At 39.6% G+C, this 23254-nt stretch carries 12 protein-coding genes; 11 read left to right on the plus strand and 1 reads right to left on the minus strand.

Annotated elements, in window-relative coordinates; all coding sequences use genetic code 11:
- The first annotated feature begins 84 nt into the window (after positions 1 to 84).
- The 8 genes from CRO54_RS04225 to CRO54_RS04260 all read left to right on the plus strand — a co-directional run bounded on the left by CRO54_RS04225 (position 85) and on the right by CRO54_RS04260 (position 15514).
- Positions 85 to 1440 carry an SGNH/GDSL hydrolase family protein gene (locus tag CRO54_RS04225; RefSeq protein ID WP_171047819.1) on the plus strand — a complete coding sequence of 452 codons (1356 nt, stop codon included), beginning with the start codon at positions 85 to 87 and terminating at the stop codon, positions 1438 to 1440.
- 121 nt (positions 1441 to 1561) lie between these two features.
- Entirely contained in the window at positions 1562 to 2512 is a 951-nt protein-coding gene (locus CRO54_RS04230) for a DUF4886 domain-containing protein (RefSeq protein ID WP_240775017.1), read from the plus strand.
- A gap of 192 nt (positions 2513 to 2704) precedes the next feature.
- Positions 2705 to 4390 (plus strand): sodium:solute symporter family protein, encoded by a 1686-nt coding sequence (locus CRO54_RS04235; RefSeq protein ID WP_097129040.1) that lies wholly within the window; start codon positions 2705 to 2707, stop codon positions 4388 to 4390.
- An 807-nt stretch (positions 4391 to 5197) separates the two neighbouring features.
- On the plus strand, positions 5198 to 6259 hold the full coding sequence (locus CRO54_RS04240) for a hypothetical protein (RefSeq protein WP_097129042.1): 1062 nt from the start codon (positions 5198 to 5200) through the stop codon (positions 6257 to 6259).
- Positions 6260 to 6278: 19 nt separating this feature from the next.
- On the plus strand, positions 6279 to 7859 hold the full coding sequence (locus tag CRO54_RS04245; protein WP_097129044.1) for a T9SS type A sorting domain-containing protein: 1581 nt from the start codon (positions 6279 to 6281) through the stop codon (positions 7857 to 7859).
- Between the two features lie 239 nt (positions 7860 to 8098).
- Positions 8099 to 9715: a T9SS type A sorting domain-containing protein gene (locus CRO54_RS04250; RefSeq protein WP_097129046.1), complete on the plus strand. Its 1617-nt coding sequence runs from the start codon at positions 8099 to 8101 to the stop codon at positions 9713 to 9715.
- Positions 9716 to 9725: 10 nt separating this feature from the next.
- Positions 9726 to 13136 (plus strand): glycoside hydrolase family protein, encoded by a 3411-nt coding sequence (locus CRO54_RS04255; RefSeq protein WP_179747330.1) that lies wholly within the window; start codon positions 9726 to 9728, stop codon positions 13134 to 13136.
- A 101-nt stretch (positions 13137 to 13237) separates the two neighbouring features.
- The gene (locus CRO54_RS04260) at positions 13238 to 15514 is read left to right on the plus strand and encodes an FAD-dependent oxidoreductase (protein WP_097129048.1); all 2277 of its coding nucleotides are present in this window, start codon (positions 13238 to 13240) and stop codon (positions 15512 to 15514) included.
- A gap of 86 nt (positions 15515 to 15600) precedes the next feature.
- Here CRO54_RS04260 and CRO54_RS04265 read toward each other — a convergent pair whose 3' ends face one another.
- Complete coding sequence (locus CRO54_RS04265) at positions 15601 to 16716, minus strand: T9SS type A sorting domain-containing protein (RefSeq protein ID WP_097129050.1); 1116 nt, start codon at positions 16714 to 16716, stop codon at positions 15601 to 15603.
- A gap of 518 nt (positions 16717 to 17234) precedes the next feature.
- On the opposite strand from CRO54_RS04265, the gene CRO54_RS04270 reads away from it, so the two are divergent.
- The 3 genes from CRO54_RS04270 to CRO54_RS04280 all read left to right on the plus strand — a co-directional run bounded on the left by CRO54_RS04270 (position 17235) and on the right by CRO54_RS04280 (position 23197).
- Positions 17235 to 17627 (plus strand): hypothetical protein, encoded by a 393-nt coding sequence (locus tag CRO54_RS04270; RefSeq protein ID WP_138765747.1) that lies wholly within the window; start codon positions 17235 to 17237, stop codon positions 17625 to 17627.
- A 102-nt stretch (positions 17628 to 17729) separates the two neighbouring features.
- Positions 17730 to 22067, plus strand: coding sequence for a CusA/CzcA family heavy metal efflux RND transporter (locus CRO54_RS04275; RefSeq protein WP_097129054.1), 4338 nt, complete (start codon positions 17730 to 17732; stop codon positions 22065 to 22067).
- A gap of 5 nt (positions 22068 to 22072) precedes the next feature.
- On the plus strand, positions 22073 to 23197 hold the full coding sequence (locus CRO54_RS04280) for an efflux RND transporter periplasmic adaptor subunit (protein ID WP_097129056.1): 1125 nt from the start codon (positions 22073 to 22075) through the stop codon (positions 23195 to 23197).
- Positions 23198 to 23254 lie beyond the last annotated feature (57 nt).

Here is a 23254-nt window from a genome sequence, read left to right on the forward strand (position 1 = left end):
AAATTTGCAATGTTTTGTAAAAGCGCTTGCTTGCTAGTGGGATTGGTGCTCTCCCTAGCTTGTAAAGCGCAAAAAAACACACAGATGAGTAAAGAAACTCAAGAACGGGAACGCCTTATTGCCGCCAGTCAGGCGGGGGCATTGCCCTTATTTTTTGACCCTTTAGTACCCGCAACACCTACAGTTACGCCTGGTACTTTTAGTAATGCCAACGATTTCTTGGTAAGAAAAGGACTGCCTAATTTTTTTAACAAGGCGAAAAAGAAACAACCGCTAGTGATAGGATATATAGGTGGAAGCATTACCCGTGGCATTAATTTGTATCGCATGCAATCGGCCAAGTTTATACAAGAAATGTATCCTAATACCAAAATGCAGTTTATTAATGCAGGGATATCAGGTACGGGAACTGATTTGGGTGCCTGTAGAATTCAGGAGCAAGTATTGCAGTACAAACCCGATTTGATTTTTGTAGAGTTTGCCGTTAACAATGCTTTTGCAGAAGGAATGGAAGGTATCATCCGCCAGATATGGAAAGCCAACCCCCAAACGGATATTTGTTTACTGTACACCATTTACAGCGGCCAGACCAAGACTTACGCCAGCGGAAAAATTCCTCCAAATATTCTCGGCCTCGAAAAATTAGCCGACTACTATCAAATACCTTCGGTACACATGGGCCTTGAAGCCAGTATGCTCGAAAAAGAAGATAAGCTCCTTTGGAAAGCACCTGCAGAAACCCAAACAGATAAGATCATTTTCTCTAACGATGGTACACATCCCGTGGAAGCAGGAGGGAATTTATATGCACAGGCAATTGCACGATCGTTCGTTAAAATGCAAGACTATGCCGAAAATAAAAATCACGAATTACCAAAGCCATTATTGGCAGATAATTGGGAAGAGGCGAAAATGCTTGCCCCATTTGTTGCTCAGTTTAGCAAGGGCTGGACTAAGTTTGATCCCAATGGGTTGGCAGATTTTAAGCAGTTTGCAGGTTGGTTCCCTTATGTAATGAAAGCCGAAAAACCTGGAGAATATTTCACGTTTAAATTTAAGGGCAACATGATCGGCTTTTTTGATATTGGTGGCCCAGAAGTGGGGCAGCTCACTTTAGAAATTGATGGGATGAAAGCCACTATCCAAAAACAGGCAGGAACATTGGTATTAAAAACCCAAACAGAAAATAATACCGAAGACCTGATCAACAGGTTTAATTTCTATTGCAATAATAGGTATAGGGGACAGGCAGAGTTTTTTGAATTGGCGGACGGAATACATACGGTGAAGTTTACGGTATCTGATATTATACCCGACAAAAAGCAGATTTTGGGAGAAAGCCAATCAGCTGATATTACCGCTAATCCAGCTAAGTACAATAAAACGGTGGCTTACATTGGTAAAATATTGATCAAAGGTGAGATACTTCCTATGAATTGATTTTGAAAATTAGAAATAATTCATAAATTTGATTTTTAACCATACCAGACCAAACCAGTTTGCTATTCATTGATGCCTTCAATAGACAAGCTACGTATTGAACTCGAAAATTATTACATAAATGAACTACACTAAAATGATCGCACAAAAGATTGAGCGTGCCAAAAAGATTTTATTTTCGGTAATCGCCCTCATGCTGTTAAGCAATGTCTCATACGGCCAAACCAAAAGCGACACCCTCCGCATATTTCTGATTGGCAATAGCTTTTCTCAAAATGCATCAGCTTACTTGCCTCAAATCGTTAAAGAAAAAGGAAAGCATTTGGTCATTGGTAGGGCCGAATTAGGCGGTCATTCATTGGAGCAACACTGGAAATACGTGGAGGCGGCAGAATCCAATCCTGAAAGTGTGGAAGGCAAACCATATAAAGGAAAATCTTTACGTACGCTCCTGTCAGAAGGGAAGTGGGATATTGTAACCTTACAACAAGCTTCTTACCTTTCGGCAGATAAAGAAAGTTACAATCCCTATGCCCAAAAGCTTTACGACTTTGTTAAGTCTATTCAGCCAAAAGCAGAGGTGGTATTACATCAAACTTGGGCCTATCGTGCTGATGCAAAAACTTTTGGTAGGGTAGCTGCTGGACAGTTGGCGCAAAATCAGGCAGAGATGTGGCAAAAATCTAGAGAGGCCTATCACGCAGCAGCCAAGCAATTGAAAGTAAGATTAATCCCAGTAGGAGATGCTTTTGAGGAGGTTGCTACGGGTAAGGGGTATGCTTATCAAAAAGATACCGCATTCGACTTTAGCAATCCAACGTATCCTAATCTTCCAAATCAAATCAACTCGTTGAACATGGGGTATTCTTGGAAAAACAATAAGGAATTTACTTTTGATGCCAACCATGCTAATGAAGCTGGACGATATTTAGGTGGATTGATTTGGTATGCTTTTCTATTTAAAGATTCTCCTGAAAATATCCAATTTGTACCGAATAAAGTTCCTGCAGATTTTGCAAAGTATTTGAGGAAAGTGGCTGCACAAACCATTAAGAACTCAAATAAGAAATAGTTTACGAGAATTGTGGATGTGATAGAGATAACTTTTTGTAAATCCCGTCATTGAAGGGAAAAGTCTGTCCCGATTTTTCGGGATGCAATCTTAAAGAGGTTGTTTTATTACCTAGCGATTGTTGTAGGATTGCTTCGTACCTCGCAATGACGTTATAACGCCTAACTTTTAAATATCAATACTTAATTAAGAATGAACTCGCTAATAGATACCTCCGTAATAGTTGTTTTTTCAATATTTATCCTCATCATCGGTTTGTTATTTTCACGAACTGGACGCAATCTAAAATCATTTTTTGCAGGTGGTGAAGCAGTGCCCTGGTTCATCGGTGGTTTATCACTGTTTATGAGTTTTTTTTCAGCGGGTACTTTCGTTGCATGGGGTTCAATTGCTTACAATCATGGTTGGGTTGCTGTTACTATTCAGTGGACTATGTGTATTGGAGGCTTGGTAACAGGTATTTATCTCGCTCCAAAATGGAAAGCAACTGGAAGCTTAACAGCGGCAGAATTTATAAAAGATAGACTTGGAGAGAGTGTTCAAAAGAGCTTTATCTATATTTTTATGCTGGTATCCCTGTTAATTAAAGGTTCTGTATTGTATTCAGTATCTAAATTAGTTGGTTCTTCTCTTGAGTTTCCATTAGTACCTGTAACTGTTGTGCTTGGCATATTGATGATTGCTTACACAGCCGTAGGAGGCTTATGGGCGGTAATGGTAACTGATATTTTGCAGTTTGTTATTTTAACGGCAGCGGTTCTGCTAATCATTCCTTTGGCATTTACAGAAGCCGGCGGCGTACAGAATTTCTTAACTAAAGTTCCCGATGATTTTTTTCAGCCCGTTAACGGTGAATACACTTGGGGATTTATTGGTGCTTTTGCCCTATATCATATTTTTTATATTGGCGGAAATTGGACTTTTGTTCAACGTTATACCAGTGTGGATACGCCAAAATCTGCTTCTAAAGTAGCCTTTCTTTTTGCTGGCTTGTATATCCTGAGCCCAGTGTTGTGGATGTTGCCGCCAATGATATATAAAACTATTAATCCTGGTTTATCTGGTATAGAAACCGAAAATGCTTATTTAATGGTTTGTAAGCAAGTACTGCCAGCAGGCCTAATGGGTTTGATCTTAACTGGCATGTATTTTTCTACTTCGGCCTCTGCAAATACTGCGTTAAATGTGGTTTCTGCAGTGTTTACCAACGACATCTATAAAGGCAATATTAACCCTAAAGCAAGTGATGAACAGTTAATGAAAGTGGCTCGTACTTCTTCTTGGTGCTTCGGCTTTGGGATGATCGCTATTGCCTTAATTGTACCTTATATTGGTGGAATTGTGGAGTTTACTTTAAGCGTTGGCGCCATCACTGGTGGTCCGTTGTTAGCGCCTCCAATTTGGGCTTTGTTCTCTAAACGAATCACGGGAAAGGTAACTATTTTGGTAACCATGATCAGTTTGGTTATAAACCTAGTATTTAAAATCGTACTACCGCTAGTGTTTGATTATAAATTAAGCCGTGCAAGTGAAATGTTGCTAGGTGTATTATTGCCATTTGCCTTATTGGTGATTTACGAAGTCTATGCCGCCTCAAAAGGGCTGATTAGTAAAGAATACTTGCAATTACAGGAGCGTAAAGCCGTACGTAAAGCAACGGTGGTGCAAGTAGATGAAGCGGAACTTGCTGAAACTAGAAAGCAGAATAAATTTGGATTACAGGTGATTTCGTTTTCATTAGCATTCATTGCTTTGTTGCTATATGTATTGTGTGCTTTTACTACAAAAGCGACCGATATGGTTGCGATAATTGCTACAATTATTCTATTGAGTGCATTGATTCCTTTTAGAGCTTCTAGAAAAGCAGTGGTAAGCTAATAATAAGTCGTTATTGAAATACTTCAAAGCCTGGTTATTTGTAAATAGCCAGGCTTTAAAGCATCAATAGATATGTTTGGGCATAGCACCTACCATTCATCAGAGCGTCATCCCGATTAGGCCTACGTGTGGACACAAAATTTGTTGTCAGTGTTTTCTTCCCCCTGCCCCCTCAAAGAGGGAATATGCAAAATGCTTAGTGCTATGTGTCTCCCATCGGAGGCGGATTTAAGGGGGAGGAATGAGATATGTCCATACAATAGGCGTAGGCTGGAATCTTAAAGCAATTTACATGTTAGCGCCTCTTCTTGCCTTAGTATATTGCATAAAGCCATTCATCAGAGCGTCATCCTGAATTTATTTCAGGATCTTAAAGGGTTATAAAACCTGCTATTGTTTTACGATCCCGAAAATTCGGGATGACGGCACATTCTCGCGTAAGCGGGAACCACGAAGTGTTCATCGTAGATAATCTTAAAAAGTTATAAAACCTGGCTCTACGATCCTGAAATAAATTCAGGATGACGACCGATCGAAGTTAGCAATGATGAAAAACAGTACCGCTTCCCCTCACCATCTCGTCAAACAAAAAGTTTTTTCAAAAAAAATTGCTTTTTCAAAAATAACTGATACTTTTGATTAAAATAAAAACCAAACCAAACCAAACCAATATAAATCTTTTAATTAAACTCACTTACGGGTTTTGCACAAGCTAATCATCGAATGTTTCCTCGTATAATAAGTATGGTTTCATTCATCAAAGTTTTAGATGCTTCTTAACCAACTCGTATTATTTAAAATCCTGATATGAATAAAAAACTTTTACTAACCAGTTTATTTGCAATTGTTGTAGGTAACGCTTTTTCTCAAACTGCATTTACTTCAGGCAGCCTGTCGGTATTAAGGGTTGGAGATGGAACAACTTTGGGAACATCCGCTCTTCCTGTATTTATCGACGAGTATTCGACCAGTGGAAAGCTGATTAGAAGCATTGCATTACCAACTGCATCGACGGGAAAAAACAAACGACTGACCTTAGATGGAAATACCCCTGGTGTTTCTTCCTACGAAGGACTTTTATCGCTTTCTCAAGATGCTAAGAAACTTTCGTTAGCAGGTTACGATGCTGCTGTGGGTACAGACGCTGTAGTTGCTTCAGAAAGTGATCAAACTAACAGGGTAATTGGTGTAATAGACGGTGCGGGTAATGTAAATACTAGCACCTCGTTAAATATTTATTCTAAGGTTTATATCAGTTCGGCAGTAACCGATGGAAATAAGGTTTGGGTTGCTGGTGGAAGCGCAAATATTTACACAACTACGATTGGTTCAACCGATGCAACTTCCATTATTGGTCGTTCTGGAAGGTCTATTCGCATCTTTAAAAATCAATTATATGTTTCTCAGTCATCTGGCTTGGTAGGTCCTTTGGTTACTATTGGAAATGGCCTGCCGGTAACAGGTAAACAAATTGCAGCCGCTATACCTGGCATTACCATAAATGGAACTAGTCCAACTGGTAGAGAATTTTTCTTTGCAGACCTAAATCCAAATATCCCAGGTGATGATGTACTATACATTGCAAATACAGGAATCACTGACGGGATTACGAAATACTCTCTAGTAGATGGTTCTTGGGTTTCAAATGGAACGGTAAAAGGGCAATACACTGGTCTTACTGCTACGGTATCTGGTAACGAAGTAACCGTTTACGGAATTAAATATGGAGCTACTTCATCAGAACTATTTAAAATTACCGACAATACAGGTCACGATGGGTCTATTTCAGCACTAAGCCGCTCGATATTGGCTAAAACTGGTGCCAATACAGTATTTCGTGGACTTTCATTATCGCCTCAAAAACCCTAACCTTTTAAACCAAACTATGATGAAAAGAAAACTACTATTAAGTTGTTTGTTTGCAGTGGCTGCCCACACAGGGTTTTCACAAGTTGCATTCACCGCAGGCAGTTTATCAGTGCTGCGGATTGGCGACGGTTCAGCAACCTTAGGAGCAAATGCTACACCCGTATTTATTGATGAATATTCTACCAGCGGTATTTTGCTTCGAAGTATTGCTTTGCCTACTGCGGTGGTGGGTGCTAACCGAAAATTAACCTTATCCGGTAATTCGTCATCGGAAGGACTTTTATCACTTTCGCAAGATGGTAAAAAGCTCACCTTAACAGGTTATGATGCACCTGTAGGCACAGCTTCGATAGCAGCATCGGCTAGTGCAACCTATAACAGGGTGGTAGGGGTAATAGATGGAACGGGTAATGTAAACACAAGTACTGCACTAGATATTTTTAATACACAATTCATATCCTCAGCTGTTGTAGATGGAAATAACGTATGGATGGGTGGTGGTACAATCAATATTTATCATGCTACCATTGGGGCGACTACGGCAACTTCAATAATTGCTCGTACTGGAAGGTCTATGCGAATTTTCAATAACCAACTTTATGCCTCGCAAGTATCAGGTACAAATGGTCCCGTAGTTTCTATTGGCGCAGGCTTACCCACAACCACTGGACAGACCGCTGCAGGATTGCCTGGTATGCCAACCGCTACACCATCTGGCAGGGAGTTTTTCTTTGCGGATGTTGATGCTACGATACCTGGCTATGATGTTTTATATGTTGTTAATACAGCAATAACTGATGGTATTGCCAAGTACTCACTGGTAAATAACAATTGGGTATTAAATGGTAACATTTCGGGACAGTATACAGGTTTAACAGGAGTAGTTTCTGGAAATGAAGTGACGCTTTACGGGGTGAGATTTGGCACATCAGCTAATAAATTATTTAAAATTACAGATGCAACTGGTCACAATGTTGCAATGACTGCTACTGCTACAGATATTGCTACGGCAGCAGCCAATACTGTATTTCGTGGTTTATCCTTTTCTCCAACCGTAACCACTACGCCAGTAAAGCTACTTTCTTTTACAGGCAAAGAAGCTGCCAATGGTGTACGCTTAAGTTGGTCTACGGCTTCCGAGCAAAATAACTCACATTATGAGATTTACAGATCGACCGATGTACAGAATTTTACCAAAATTGGTACCGTTAAAGGAAACGGAACCACCAATGAGGTCCTGAACTATTCGTTCACAGATTTATCACCATTATCGGGAACGGTTTACTACAAATTACGTCAAGTAGATTTCGATAGTCGTTTTGAAGACTATGGTCCAATTCCAGTAAAATCGAGCCTTCAGAAAAACGACTTAAAAGTTCAGGTGAAAGATAACAGCTTACAGGTTTCTGTATTTGCGTCAACCAATTCAACTTCAGAAATTAAGGTCTATAACATTTCGGGAAATGCCTTGGCAAAAGTAAGCGCAAACCTAACCAGCGGTTGGAATACCGTTGAGGTACCATTTACTGCTAGCAGAGGTGTATATATCGTAGCTTCTAAAATTGGTAGTGAAATCACCAAAACAAAAATTGCAAAATAAATAGGGAAGAGGTTGCCCGAAATTGACCTTTGTCTTCATTTCGACGACGATAGGAGGAGAAATCTAGCATAATGCTATTTGAACGCTAGATTTCACTCCACTTTGTTCCGTTTTGAAATAACAGACTATTTTTTTGAGAACCCTTTTCACTTTATAAAAAGAACTGCTGTTATCAATTATTACAGCGGTATCCAATAACTGTTGCTATTACAATAAGTTAAACTAACCAAAGCTGTGGTATGAAACGATATGGCTATTTACTACTGCTGCTCATCTGCTGCATAGTACTGGAGCTGCATGCTCAAAATTTATCCAACAGAAACATTTTCGTAGTAAGAATTGGCGATGGCAGTGCCTCGCTCACTACTGCTGCAACTCCCGTTTATTTGGATGAATACAATACTTCTGGAACTTTAATCAGAACGATTGCGATGCCCATTGTCAACTCAGGAACTCATAAAAAGTTGACGCTGTCAGGTAAATATGCTTATGAAGGTTATCCGGTGCTATCTCCCGATGGGCAATCCGTTTGTTTATTTGGTTATGATGCCGCCCTTGGAACAGCTTCCGTTGGTACTTCCGTAAGCGGTACCATCAACAGAACTGCGGGTATTATTTACGCCAATCATACCATCAATACTTCGACCAGTGTTACCGATGCCTTTTCGGCCGTAAATGCCCGTTGTGCTGTTTTTGATGGAAATAAAGGTATTTGGATGACAGGTGGAACTACTGGAGTTCGTTATGCGCAAGTTGGTACTACTACTTCTACGGCATTAACCACGGTTACGGGGCGGGCCATTAATGTTTTCGATGGGCAATTGTACATGTCTTCTACCAGTGGTGATACTAGAATTGCTATCGTTGGACCAGGTGTATTACCTATTACAGGGCAAGCAGTAGCCAATTTGCCTGGTTATCCTTCAACAGGTAGTCCTTGTCAGTTTTTTTTGGCTGATGTATGCAATACGGTACCTGGTCCAGATGTACTTTATGTAGCTGATAATACCGCTGGAGTTTTTAAATACTCCTTGGTTAATGGAACATGGGTAAGTAATGGGAAAATAGGAGTAGCCAATGATCAATATGTGGGAATAACAGGTAATGCCACTAATGGAAGTGTGGTGATGTACGCCACTCGTAAAAGTGGTACTAGCGATGCAGGCGGTGGAGAGTTGGTGAGCATTACAGATAATAGCGGTTTAAATGGAACTTTTTCGGCTACACCAGTAGTTTTGGCAACCGCCGCCGCAAACACCGTTTTCAGAGGTGTGTGTTATTCATTTACTGCCGTTCCTCAAAATGACGTGCTGCCTATTTCATTGCAGGCATTTTCATTGCAAAAAAGCAACCTTACTACTACACTTAACTGGTCTTCATCTTCAGAAAAAGAAAGTGCCTACTTTGAAATACAGCGGGCACAAGACGATGGATTATTTAAGGAAATAGGGAAGGTTTTAGCCAACGGTTATTCCGATAAGCCCATTCATTATAGATATGTAGATGCCAGTCCGTTCAAAGGGTTAAACTATTATCGCTTGAAATCGGTAGACACTAATGGGCAATTCAGCTTATCTGATGTTCGCTTTATGCAATTCACCAATACCACGAAAGCTACTATCCAAGCCATTTATCCCAATGATAAAGTGTTGGAAATGCTCATTAACATGCCCGAAGTCGCTTTAACCACCTTAAGGATTATTGATATGAGCGGAAAAGTAATGAGCACCGAGCAACTCAAGCTAGAGGTAGGCTTTACCAAGATAAAACCACGGGTTAACCTAATTCCAGGAACCTATATAGCGAGCATAAGCACTATACAAGGAGAGATAACTACAAAATTTATTAAACAATAATGTTTGAGGTATGAAACAACCTAAAGTATTGCTCACAGGCTTTCTTTTTTTCATCAGTTGTCTGATTCAAATTAAAGCACAAACCACCTCCAACACCTTTTTGGTAGAAGCCGAAGAATTTCAGTTTCCCGATCGGTGGATGGCTAGTAATGAAATTGGTGTATCAAGCGGTGCCATTTTAAGTGTGGGGCAAACCGCTACGCCAAACGCCAATGCCTACACTGCTATCAACGTTAAAACCGCTGGCACTTACGATATTTGGACCCGCTCTAGGGATTATCCCGATAATAGGCCTGGTACACGGCGATTCTTGATTTACGTAAATGAGGTTGCCATGAGTCAGGAATCTGGCATACACGGACAGGATGGCTATTACTGGGAAAAAGTAGGCACCGCTACGCTTGATACAGCAGAAACGCTTTTACGTATCAAAGACACCAGAGGTTATTTTGGACGTTGCGATGCCTTGCTGTTAACTACGGTTACTTCGTTTAACCCTAATCTGCAAAGTTTAACGGCATTGCAGGCTTTCAAAATAAGTCCTAAAAAACTGGAATCAATTCCGCCCTCAGCTTTAGTGGCAGCGCCGTATCTACCCATAACCAGCTCCGCAACAACAAATGCCGAAATGAACAACGGTAAGTTAAAACTGCAGTTTGTTACGGTATTAGATGCGGCCACTAATTTACCGCGTATCGTGAGCACTACTAGTTTGTATAATGGTGGCCAATGGACTGCCGTGAATACGGGAGTGGAATCCAACAGGATTTTTTTACTACATGAAGCTACGCCTGACGTCAATTATATTGGCGTTAACCCTGCTTGGGAAAATGCTGCAGGAATGAGTACGTTCCAAAGCATGGGACAAACCTTTTCAGTATTTGACCAAGCCAACGGTAAAAATCCATTTAGTGCTGGCCAATTATTATTGTGCAGGGCTACTTCTGTTATCAAAATATCCGACGAGCAAATAAATGTGACCTATGCGAGCGATAGTGGATATACCTTAACAGGAATATGGAAATTGGCAGCAGGAGTAAATCATTTGAGTTTAACGCTTAATTACCAAGCAACCGCAACAGGCTATTACAGTTTTGCCGTGGCCGCTTTACAGCCCATTGCTGCAAGTGCGGTAAAAAATGTGCAGTTACCTCCTATGTTTCAATATCAGCGTTTGCCCAGCCAACCACTAATGGTTCCAAGTGCGCTTACGCCACAACCTGTAAGTATTGTTGAAACTACGGTGAACAATACGCCGTACAGTTATTTTGTAGCAGGTGCATTATCAAACTTTCCTTTAGAATGGGCCACTGGCGAAACTTCTCCGATGGGATTTTCGCTTAAAAACGAAAGTAACCAGGTACAACCTTTAGCTTTCGGACCCATTTTAGGTTTTGCCGACTCAAAGCTGAATACAGGTCAGTCCACTACTCGCGAATTTATGATAGGTGCCCTGCCAAGTACTTGGGATGGAGCTTTAGAATACCTATCCAACAAAGTTTACGATGTTAAAGATTATCGCAAGCAAGGCACCACATCCTTAACCAATGCGGCCTTAAATATGGTAGACCTGATTAAAAATGACAATGCATCAGGTTGGGATACCAACATGAAAGGATTTTATGACATTGAACAAGACCCTGTCATTGCTCCAGTAGTGGTGAATACTTCGCCCTTGATGTTACTGTCGGCAGCGGTACTTGGACAAGATGAAGATATGTACCTTAAAAGAGCCCTTCCTGCTATCGAATATACCCTGTCACGACGTGGCTACAGATGGTCTAACAAGCAAGGAACTTTGTATACACCTACCGAAAGCTCGCTCAAATTAAGTCCATACAGTAAGGAGTTTAATGTAGCCTATTTTGAAGGTTTGGATAAGCTGACCAAAGGGGCTAACCCTTGGTTGGTTGATTTGGCATTGCCCAATGGGGAACTGAGAACCACCACCAATAGTTGGACGGAAAAACTAGCGGCCTACCGAATGACCCAAATCGCATCTTGGTTAAGCGATGCCATTCGGGGTGCTGATTTGTTTTTGACCAACGACGTATATGCTACCAAGACCACTGCACTGGATGAACACGGTTTTTACAATACTTCATTTTATCCTAATTGGTGGGATTTGATGGATATTTATGAGCTCACAAAGTATAGTCGCTACTTAACGGCGGCAGAGAAATCAGCCTTTTATACCATTGCGGGCATCAGGTCTTATCCTAAAGTAACCACCAATCAGCAAACCATTCACCCAGGAAATAACTACAGTGGAACTACCACCATTTGGTGGAAAGGCACGCAGCAATATCGTTTGGGCTATCCTCGTGTGGCTGGTGATGTGCAGGAAAAGCAAGTTGCTCAAGACCTTGTTTCGCCTGTAGGTTTAGGTTTTGAACAACCTGTGACGCTTTTCTTTCCCAAAGCTCAAATTTTGCATGTTTACATGTCCAATTGGGCACCCAACTTGTTGCGTATATTCCAATACAATAATCGAGAAATTTTCCAGACTTATGCACGTAACTCCATTATTGGACGTTTCGCCAACTATCCAGGTTATTATGCAAGAGGTTTTACTGATGTACCGCTAAAGGTAGATTATCCGTACGTAGGGCCTGATGTAAGTTCTATCTACTACCATCATATTCCTTCTCAACTTGCTTTTTCGGTTGATTTTTTAGTCACCGAAGCCATGCAACGTTCGCAAGGAAATATCAATTTTCCATACAGTAGGCAAGAAGGGTTCGTTTGGTTCAACAATCGGATTTTTGGGGGAGGAAAGGGGAAAATCTATACGGATAAAGAGGCCACACTAGTGTTAAAGAAAGATTTGGTTCAATCGAGTAATCCCGATGTAAATTATCTTACGGCTGTTTCTGAGAACAAATTTTGGGTTATCGCTTTAAATGAATCTGCTAACCCCGCTGCGGTAAGTTTAACGCTTACAGATAGCGTAAAAGTGGCCTCTAACTCATCAAGTGAGCTTTACACCAACGATAATTGCACACCAACTACTACGTTGATGAATGGTCGTACCACACAGCTTACCTTAGGTGCAAAAAGCGTTTCGGCACTTTCATTTCCATTAATCACCCCATTTACGGAAGCCAAGCCTCCTAAATTGCCACAAGGAATGTACACCACTACGATAGATAGTCATTGGGGCACTTTTTATGCGTTCAGGATCAGGTCTCCATTTGGTTGGGATTCTATTTACGCCTATTTGGATACACCGCCATTGGAAAATGCAGAAGCTAATTTGACCACTAATCTTGATGCAAATGCCCAGCAACGAGTGGCTTATCCCTATGAGTGGTCTTTGAAAAAAATCCCTTACGACAAGCAGGTGGTACTCAACTTACAATTAACACTTAATGGTGTGGATAAGAACCTATCCGTAACGGTAAATGGTACCAATAACTGATAATTTTCGGTTGAATGGAAATTTATAAGATTTATTAATATATTTGTAGACCAAACCAAACCATACCAAATTTATAATAACCAAGATAACGAGTATTTAATATGATCATATCAGAGGCAACACATTCCCGTAATTTAAAATCTAATCAATTAACCACAGATTTTGCAGTTATTGGCGGTGGACTGGCAGGCGTTTGTACTGCCATTACGGCTGCACGTAAAGGTGTAAAAGTAGTTTTAGTACAAGATAGACCCGTTTTAGGAGGTAACTCATCCAGTGAAGTTCGTTTATGGATTTTAGGGGCAACCTCTCACATGGGTAACAATAACCGTTGGAGTAGAGAAGGTGGTGTTATCGACGAAGTTTTGGTAGAAAATACCTATAAAAACAAAGAAGGAAATGCTTTAATATTTGATACCATCCTATTGGATAAAGTATTGTCTGAGCCTAATATTACACTTTTGCTAAACACAGCAGTTCACGAAGTACATAAATCTGACTCAGAAAAAATTTCATCAGTAAAGGCTTTTTGTAGTCAAAACTCTACCGAATACCATATTCATGCTCCTTTGTTTTGTGATGCCTCTGGTGATGGAATTGTAGGCTTTTTAGCAGGTGCCGCTTTTAGAATGGGCGCCGAGAGTACAGAAGAGTTTGGTGAAAAATTTGCACCATCCAAAGAGTATGGCGAACTGCTTGGTCACAGTTTGTATTTCTACACTAAAGATACTGGCAAACCAGTAAAATTTACGGCACCAAATTTTGCCCTGCAAGACATTGCTACAGAAATTCCACGTTTTAGAAACTTTAACACCAAAGAGTACGGTTGTAAACTGTGGTGGTTGGAATATGGTGGAAGATTAGATACAGTACACGACACCGAAAAGATTAAAATGGAACTGTGGAAAGTAGTTTATGGCGCTTGGAATTACATTAAAAATTCGGGCAACTTCCCAGAAGCAGCAACCATGACCTTAGAATGGGTAGGTACCATTCCTGGTAAAAGAGAAAGCCGTCGTTTTGAAGGCGATTATATATTGCGCCAACAAGATATCATCGAACAAAATACACATGATGATGCTGTAGCATTTGGTGGATGGTCGATAGATCTTCACCCGGCAGATGGCGTATTTAGTGAGAAACCTGGCTGTAACCAATGGCATAGTAAAGGGATTTACCAAATTCCTTACCGTTGTTTATACAGCAAAAACATCAAAAACCTTTTCCTTACTGGACGAATTATTAGTGCTACACACGTAGCGTTTGCTTCTACAAGGGTAATGGCAACAGCAGCACACGTGGGCCAAGCGGTGGGTATGGCTGCTTTTGTAGCGAAGGAGAACGGTGTAAACCCAGCAGAAATTATTCATCAAAATCTGATTGGTCAATTGCAGGATGAATTGCTCAAAAGTGGTCAACATATTCCGGGATATGAATTAAACGATAGAGCAGATTTGGTACAAACAGCCAAGCTATCCGCATCAAGTGAATATGTGTTAGATGAACTGCCATCAGAATTATTGAAAAGCCTAGAAATTGCTACTGCACAAATGCTGCCTTTAAGCGAAGGAAAAGTGCCTCAGGTAATTTTTCATGCCGAGGCTGATGAAGTTACAGCACTAGAAGTCGAACTTCGAATCAGCGGAAAATTGGCAAATTATACACCTGATGTTATTCTTGAAAAGCAAACTTTGGCCATACAACCAGGTCGCAACTGTTTGCACGTAGATTTTTCTGCCCAGCTTACAGAAACAGCTTATGCATTTATCGTTTTCCATAAAAATCCTAAAGTAAAACTACATCTTACCCAACAACGTGTTACAGGAGTAATTTCTGTATTCAATTCTGTGAATAAGGCCGTATCCAATTTTGGAAAGCAAATTCCCACAGAAGATATTGGCGTAGACGAATTTGAATTTTGGTGCCCTCAACGTAGGCCAGAAGGACATAATATAGCTTTCAAATTGAATCCATCCTTAATAAAATTTGGTAAGGAGAATATTAAAACTGGTGTGTATAGGCCTGTTAACGAACCAAATGCATGGGTGGCCGCAAAAGAAGACAAAGCGCCTAGCCTTAAGATAGCATGGGAAGAAGCCCAAACTATTCAAAAGATAGAACTATTCTTTGATACCGATTACGACCATCCTATGGAAAGTGTTTTAATGGGGCACCCAGAAGACGTGATGCCTTTCTGTGTGCGTAATTATACTGTTAAAGATGATTTAGGCAATGTTGTTTTTGAAAAGACAGCCAATTATCAAACAATCAATTCCATTTTTTTAGATCAACCGATTACAACAAAATACTTAACCATAACATTAGAGCATCCTTCGGAAAATGTGCCTGCAGCTTTATTTGGAGTAAGATGTTATTGATGCGATGAAATAAATTTGATAACAAAAGTTGATTATAAAGGTCTGGTATAAATCATGAAATTTTCCAACTTAATTAAGGGTAGACGCTAAATTTTTATAAATTTTATGGATTTAGTAGCTACTTCTTGATTTAACTTTATGAAATAGATACCTGCTGGCAATTTGGCTACATTAAAGTTATGGAAAGTTGCACTCGAATCAATCTTGCTTGTTTCTATCAAACGACCATTCAAGTCAACTAAGTCAATTCTGCTTGTTTGCTGAGAGAATTTTACTTTGACGGATGTAGTTGCTGGATTTGGAAACAGTGTGATTAGATTTTCTGCATCCAAGCCAAATTCCGCAGCTTTAATTCCTATTTGTTTAGAATCGCCGTTATAGTCGGTTTGTACGAGTTGATAGTAGTTTGTACCTGCCGATGGCAATCGGTCATTAAAAGTATACTCCGTTTTGGTTTGTTTGTTTCCTTGTCCGTTTATGGTAGCAATAGGGTTGAAGTTTATTTTATTATCGGAACGTAATAAGGTAAATGATTTATTGTTGTTTTCCGATTGGGTAGTCCAGTCCAATCTTATCGAATTATTTTCGGTTTTAGCCGTGAAAGATATCAAATCTACAGGAAGTACGGTATTTGGGCTTGTAGTGAAATTGTCGATAGCAAAATAGTCATAATTTGCACTCAATTGAATTTCTAGCTGGTCGATAAGGGTGTTACTGTTATCCATTCCTTCTAGGTTAGAAAAATTAACGAAAGTAAAGCCATTTCCAGGCGAAGCATATCCAATATTGCTGCTAACATTGCTTTTTGTAACTGTAAATTTGGTTGATCCAGCAAGTTTACCTATAAAGGTAACTGAGCCTGGAGCGCCATCATTTGTTACATTAGGCTCTTGTAGGGCGTTGCCGGCAAGATAAATCCATAAATTGTTAACCTTAAATCCAGAAGGAGAAGAAATAATTCCTTTTTGTTCATAGCTGTCATCTGCATGGATGAATTTTTTGGAGTTGGAATAGCCTTGGTTCGCTGATCCAGAATCATAAACGTAAAAATTTATGCCGTTGGTACTTAAACTAAAGGTTTTACCATTGCTGACAAAAGATTTTGCATTAGCTGGAACCGTTTCGAAGGTTTCCGTAGTTTGTGCCGAAAGCCCCGTTATACTAAAGATGGAAAGTAATAGAATTAAGTAATTTTTGATCATATGAGTGAATTAAATTTGTGAAATGTGTAAAGCGACCACCTAGAAAATTTATAGCTTATATCTCATAAATAGAGGCAATGGTAATAATGCGCTGCTCATTTATAAAAGTTAGATTTTAATAATGGCAAATATCTATCTTGGTGCCAGGCCTATCACTCCAATTCGATAGAACCGGAGTTCTATTTTATAAACTAGAACTCCTCTAAAATGTATTTAGGGACTTTTGATGAGTTGAAGAAGTTAGAATGCGATTTGGGTTTTATGGAGACTATTTCTTTTTTCAACATTTAAACGTGTTTTGCTCTTATTGAATATATCATGTTTAGCTTGCTGAATATTATTACTTCATGGCAAAATAAACTCTACGTGCTTCGCTAAAAAATGATAATCATTTGCTGAGTTTTTACTTTTGTACAACTGCCTTGTGCTTCACAAGATTATATCATCAATGCATTTTTAATTGTAACATTTGGCTATCAATAATTGCATTTTTACCTCATTTGGCTAATTTTGGAGCGTTGAAAAGAACGTTGCACATATCGTTACTTAGCTTTTATCTGCTTTCTTGTACTGGTTTGCAAGAGTTTACAAGGGTGCCTGTGCTTTTTCAACATTATTTTGAACACAAAAGTCTTGATAACAACATCACTTTCTTCAGTTATGTAGAAAATCATTACAACGATGTGCCACATACAGATAATGATGAGGAAAGAGACAATCAGCTCCCTTTTAAAACACATGAGTTTTTTGCAGGTAGCGTGACTAGTCCAGCTTTACCACCTTCTTTTGAGGTGATTCCTAAAAAAGTTTATCAAATTCTGCCTAAGCAAAAGATCTTAATCAATAACGATTATATCCCTAATTCGGCATTTTCCGGAAAAATCTGGCAACCGCCAAAATTTGTTTCTTAATCACACATAGTTGAACTATTTGTCGGCTTTGCGGTGGGTATGCTAAAATAATTTTAGTGTAGCGTGTGCGAGCTATTTAGAAACGATTATCCCCATTTTTTCATGCTGAATAAAATTATTGAGTTTGCCATTAGGAACAAACTCATTATCGGGCTATTTACCATTGCCCTAATCATATATGGCAGTTTTGAGCTGACCAAATTACCCATAGATGCTGTGCCTGACATCACCAATAATCAGGTGCAAATTATTACCACAGCTCCTTCATATGGTGCCACGGATATTGAGCGATTGGTTACTTTTCCAGTGGAACAGGCCAATAGCAATATCGCTGGTATCAAAGAAATTAGAAGCTACAGTCGATTCGGTTTATCGCTAGTTACGCTGGTTTTTAATGACGATGTAGACGTTTACTGGGCCCGACAACAGGTGGCCGAACGGTTGCTTGTGGTACAGGAACAAATCCCGAAAGGTATTGGTAAGCCCGAAATGGGGCCTATTTCTACAGGATTGGGAGAGATTTACCAATACGCAGTAAAACCGAAAAAAGGCTACGAAAAGCGTTATGACATTACCGAATTACGTACCATTCAGGATTGGGTGGTTAGACGGCAGCTACTTGGTGTTAAAGGTGTAGCCGAGGTGAGTAGTTTTGGTGGTAAGCTGAAACAATATCAAGTGACTATTGACCCCAATAAATTGGTAGCGCACAAGGTGACCATTAGCGAAATTTTTGATGCCTTAGAGAACAATAACCAAAACACGGGTGGTGCTTATATCGAAAAGCAAGCAACGGTTCAATATATCAGAACTGAAGGATTGATTGGCACTAAAGAAGACATCGAAAACGTAGTAGTTAGAACTAATGAAGGTGCTACGCCATTACTCATTAGAAATGTGGCTAATGTGGAAATCGGCTTTGCTACCAGATACGGAGCCTTAACCTTTAACGATGAAGGTGAAGTTTCTGGCGCTATTGTGATGATGTTGAAAGGCGCCAATAGCAATGTGGTGATCGATAACATCAAAGCGAAGATTGAGCAGATTTCAGAAACCTTACCCGAAGGCGTAGAAATTGTGCCATTCCTAGACAGAACTAGTATGGTGAACAACGCCATTAAAACGGTAGAAACCAACTTACTTGAAGGTGCTTTAATTGTCGTATTTGTACTCGTAATTTTCTTAGGGAATTTAAGAGCTGGCTTCATTGTAGCTTCAGTTATTCCGCTTTCTATGCTGTTCGCCATTATCATGATGAACATTTTTGGCGTAAGTGGTAACCTGATGAGCTTAGGAGCGCTAGATTTCGGTTTAATTGTAGACGGAGCTGTCATTATTGTGGAAGCGGTGATGCACCAACTTGGACATAGTAAAAAGTTTGCGGGAATTTCCTTCCTCAAACAAGACCAAATGGATTTGGAAGTGAAGAGCGCCTCATCCAAAATGATGAACAGTGCAGTGTTTGGTCAAATCATTATCCTGATTGTTTATCTGCCAATTTTCAGTTTGCAGGGCATTGAAGGAAAGATGTTTAAGCCCATGGCGCAGACTGTTGCCTTTGCCTTGTTGGGTGCCTTCATCCTTTCTTTAACCTATATTCCCATGATGTCGAGCTTATTTTTAAGCAAGAAGATCAAAACCGAACCCAATATTTCGGACAAGGCGATGGCGAAAGTAGAAAATCATTACGAGAAGCTATTACAAAAAGTATTAGGTTTCCCAAAAACAGTGATTGCAGTTGTATTGGGCTTGTTTGTAACTGCCGTTGTCATTTTAGCCAATCTGGGTGGCGAGTTTATTCCGTCTATTGAAGAAGCTGACTTTGCAGTAGAAACTAGAGTGCTTTCGGGCAGTAACCTGAATACTTCTATCGAGAATATACAAAAGGTAGCTGGCATCCTAAAGGCAAGATTTCCAGAGGTAAAAAATATAGTAACCAAAATAGGAAGTAGCGAAGTGCCAACAGAACCTTTGCCAATGGATATGGGCGATATGATCATCAATCTTAAACCTAAAAGCGAGTGGACTTCTGCTAAAACCTTTGATGATTTGTCTGAAAAAATGGGCGAAGCTGCCAATGAAGTTCCAGGAGTAACTACCAGTTTTCAATTTCCAGTGCAAATGCGCTTTAATGAGTTGATGACGGGTGCTAGACAGGACGTAGTATTGAAGATTTTCGGTGAGGATTTCGACACGCTGGCGGTATATTCAAAAAAGCTGGGCAATTTGGTTAGAACGGTAAAGGGAGCTACAGAATTATACGTAGAACAAATATCGGGAACACCACAAATTGTCGTTCAATACAATAGGGCTGATATTGCGCAGTACGGTTTAAATGTTGCCGATATTAACAGAAATGTAAATACCGCATTTGCTGGACAAAGTACAGGTTTGGTATTTGAAGGCGAGAAACGCTTTGATTTGGTAGTTCGCTTACATAACGATAAACGAATGGACATTAAGGATGTACAAAATTTGCTGATTCCAACTCCAAACGGTAATCAAATCCCATTGTCGCAGGTGGCGAATGTTTCTTTGGTAAACAGCCCTAGCCAAATCCAAAGGGAAGATACCAAACGTAGAATTTTGGTAGGTTTTAACGTTAATGGGAGAGATGTGGAAAGCATCGTTAACGAACTGCAAGAGAAAGTAAAAGCAGAAATTAAATTGCCAACGGGCTATACCGTTACTTATGGTGGTTCTTTTGAAAACCTAAACGAAGCAAAATCTAGGTTGATGGTTGCTGTTCCAGTCTCGCTAATCCTTATTTTATTGTTGTTGTATTTCGCTTTTGGTTCTATCAAATACGGCTTGCTGATTTACACAGCTATTCCATTATCTGCTATTGGTGGTATATTCTTGTTGGCACTCCGTGGATTGCCCTTCAGTATCAGTGCTGGAGTAGGTTTTATTGCATTGTTTGGCATTGCGGTACTCAACGGGATTGTGTTAGTAGCCGAGTTCAATAACATTAAAAAAACAGGAGAACAGGACATGAAGAAAGTAGTATTAAAAGGCACCAAAACTCGTTTAAGGCCAGTATTAATGACGGCTTTTGTAGCATCTCTGGGTTTCTTGCCAATGGCGATCAGCAACGGTGCAGGAGCTTCGGTACAACGCCCCTTGGCCACTGTGGTGATTGGAGGTTTAATGATTGCTACTTTACTAACACTGTTTGTGCTGCCAATTTTATATGTAAGCTTCGAAAAAGGTTTGCTTCGTAAAAAGAAAATGCCAAAAGTGGCTACTATGATTTTGGTATTGATTGGGTTTTCTGTTTCATCGGCTAATGCCCAACAGCCAATTACTTTAAATGCGGCTTTAGATAGTTTGTACAAGAACAATATCAGTTTAAAAAGCAGTCAATTGAAAGCTGATTATAGCCAACAGTTAAGCAAGACTGCTACTACCATTGCTCCGCTAAACGTAAATGGCGAGTATGGTAAATTCAATAGTAATTTGGTGGATAATAAATTTAGTGTAAACCAGAGTTTTAGTTTACCAAATGTATATGCAAGGCAGAAGGACAAGTTTTTGGAAGAATGGAAAACTTCGTTAATGCAAAAGGAGCTAAGCAAAGCCGAACTCACTAAAGCAACTACACAAATATTCTACGATTTGGTAGTGTTGGAAAAACTTCAGCAGCTTTATTTACAGGCCGATAGTTCTTACAAAAAATTAAAGCAATTGGCAGAACTGAGGTTGAAAAGTGGAGAAAGCAGTTTGTTGGAAAAAGCCAGTGCCGACAATCAGTTGTTGCAGGTAAACACGAAGTTGAGGAATCTTAAAATTCAAGAACTGGTTTTACAACAACAACTGGCATTTTTGCTGAACACTAATTTACCATTGAAACCGAAAGCGGAAAGTTTAAAGGTGAAATCTACCTTCGCTGATACCTTGCAATGGGCAAATCATCCATTCATTAAACTGCAACAACAGGAAGAAAAAGCAGCATTGGCAACTACAAAAATGGAGCAATCTAAATTGTTGCCAGAGTTTAACGTGGGCTATAACAATACCACGCTGAGAGATGGTGTAAACTTTGACCAAAGCGACCGTTTTCAGTCGTTCCAATTAGGATTGAGCATTCCTTTGTTTGGTGGTTCGCAACGTAATAAAGTTAAATCTGCCAAAACTTACCAAGAGTTTAGAAAATCGGAAACTGCAAATGCGAACAAGCAAATCAGTACAAATTTGAAGGCTGCTTATACCCAATATCAACAACAATTGCTATTGGTAGAAAGCTTAGAAAAAGACGGTTTAAAAACTGCTCTAGAAATTACCTCGACCTTAAATAAACAGTTGAAAAGCGGAGAAATCAATTATTTGGAATGGACCACGTTGAACAATCAGGCCATCAGCATGAGAGAAAGTTATTTTGAAGCCATCCAACAATTGAACCGAAACATTACAGAATTGAATTACCTTTTACCGCAATAATACAAATGAAGTACTATTTATATTTAGGAGCTTTAGCCCTAACCATGACATTCGCATGTAGCAGCAACGAAACGAAAGAGGAAAAAGCTGTTCCCATCAACGAAAATGAAGTGAGCCTAACTGTTGAGCAGGCAAAAAATATCGATTTACAAATAGGAGAAGTAGGTTTTGGAGAAGTTAATGAGACTTTAAAGCTGCAGGGTAAAATTGACGTGCCGCCTCAAAACTTGGTTTCGGTAAGTATCCCTTTGGGTGGCTATCTAAAAACTACCAAAATGCTGCCAGGTACACAGGTTCGTAAAGGGCAACTTATTGCCGTAATGGAAGACCCGCAATACATTCAATTGCAACAGGATTATCTGAGCATTCACAACAAACTGAACTATGCTAGCAAAGAACTTGCCCGTCAAAAAGAACTGAATTTAAGCAAAGCCAATAGCGATAAGACTTTGCAACAAGCAGAAATAGAATATCAAAACCTGAAAGTAGAGCATACTGCATTGATAGAAAAACTGAAGTTGATCAACATTCGTACTGCTCAATTGGAAGAAGGTAAGATTTCGAAAGCAGTAAATGTGTACTCGCCAATTAATGGTTATGTGAGCAAGGTAAACGTGAATATTGGTAAATACGTTACCCCGTCTGATGTAATTTTTGAACTGATTAACCCAAGTGATATCCATTTGAACTTAACTATTTTCGAGAAAGATTTGCATCAAATTGGTATTGGTCAGCGAGTTTTAGCCTATACCAACGTACAACCCGATAAGAAATACGAAACGGAAGTGATTTTAGTTAGTCATAACGTGGAAGGTGGCAGAAGTGAAGTGCATTGCCATTTCGAAAAGTACGATAAAAGCTTGGTTCCTGGTATGTACATGAATGCTGAACTACAGTTCAAAAACCAAAAAGTACAGTTCTTACCAGAAGATGCGATTGTCAGTTTCGAGAATAAAGATTATGTTTTTGTAGAAACCAGTCCGCGTAAATTCGTTATGATGGCAGTACAAACAGGCGAAACTTCGGAAGGGAAAACAGCCATTACGAACGATTTGAAAGGTAAAAAGGTTGCCGTTAAAGGTGCTTATTCTTTACTGATGAAGTTGAAGAACACTACGGACGAAGAGTAAATAACACTACTGTAAATAGCAATCTTATCAGCCAAAATGTCCATCGATTAATTTCGG

It is taken from the genome of Pedobacter xixiisoli (assembly GCF_900215335.1).
GTDB lineage: Bacteria > Bacteroidota > Bacteroidia > Sphingobacteriales > Sphingobacteriaceae > Pedobacter > Pedobacter xixiisoli.

What these genes read in the sequence shown, in the direction of transcription:
- CRO54_RS04225 (WP_171047819.1), top strand. Translation starts at nt 85, where the DNA reads ATGAGTAAAGAAACTCAAGAACGGGAACGCCTTATTGCCGCCAGTCAG.
- CRO54_RS04230 (WP_240775017.1), top strand. Translation starts at nt 1,562, where the DNA reads ATGAACTACACTAAAATGATCGCACAAAAGATTGAGCGTGCCAAAAAG.
- CRO54_RS04235 (WP_097129040.1), top strand. Translation starts at nt 2,705, where the DNA reads ATGAACTCGCTAATAGATACCTCCGTAATAGTTGTTTTTTCAATATTT.
- CRO54_RS04240 (WP_097129042.1), top strand. Translation starts at nt 5,198, where the DNA reads ATGAATAAAAAACTTTTACTAACCAGTTTATTTGCAATTGTTGTAGGT.
- CRO54_RS04245 (WP_097129044.1), top strand. Translation starts at nt 6,279, where the DNA reads ATGAAAAGAAAACTACTATTAAGTTGTTTGTTTGCAGTGGCTGCCCAC.
- CRO54_RS04250 (WP_097129046.1), top strand. Translation starts at nt 8,099, where the DNA reads ATGAAACGATATGGCTATTTACTACTGCTGCTCATCTGCTGCATAGTA.
- CRO54_RS04255 (WP_179747330.1), top strand. Translation starts at nt 9,726, where the DNA reads ATGAAACAACCTAAAGTATTGCTCACAGGCTTTCTTTTTTTCATCAGT.
- CRO54_RS04260 (WP_097129048.1), top strand. Translation starts at nt 13,238, where the DNA reads ATGATCATATCAGAGGCAACACATTCCCGTAATTTAAAATCTAATCAA.
- CRO54_RS04265 (WP_097129050.1), bottom strand. Translation starts at nt 16,716, where the DNA reads ATGATCAAAAATTACTTAATTCTATTACTTTCCATCTTTAGTATAACG.
- CRO54_RS04275 (WP_097129054.1), top strand. Translation starts at nt 17,730, where the DNA reads ATGCTGAATAAAATTATTGAGTTTGCCATTAGGAACAAACTCATTATC.
- CRO54_RS04280 (WP_097129056.1), top strand. Translation starts at nt 22,073, where the DNA reads ATGAAGTACTATTTATATTTAGGAGCTTTAGCCCTAACCATGACATTC.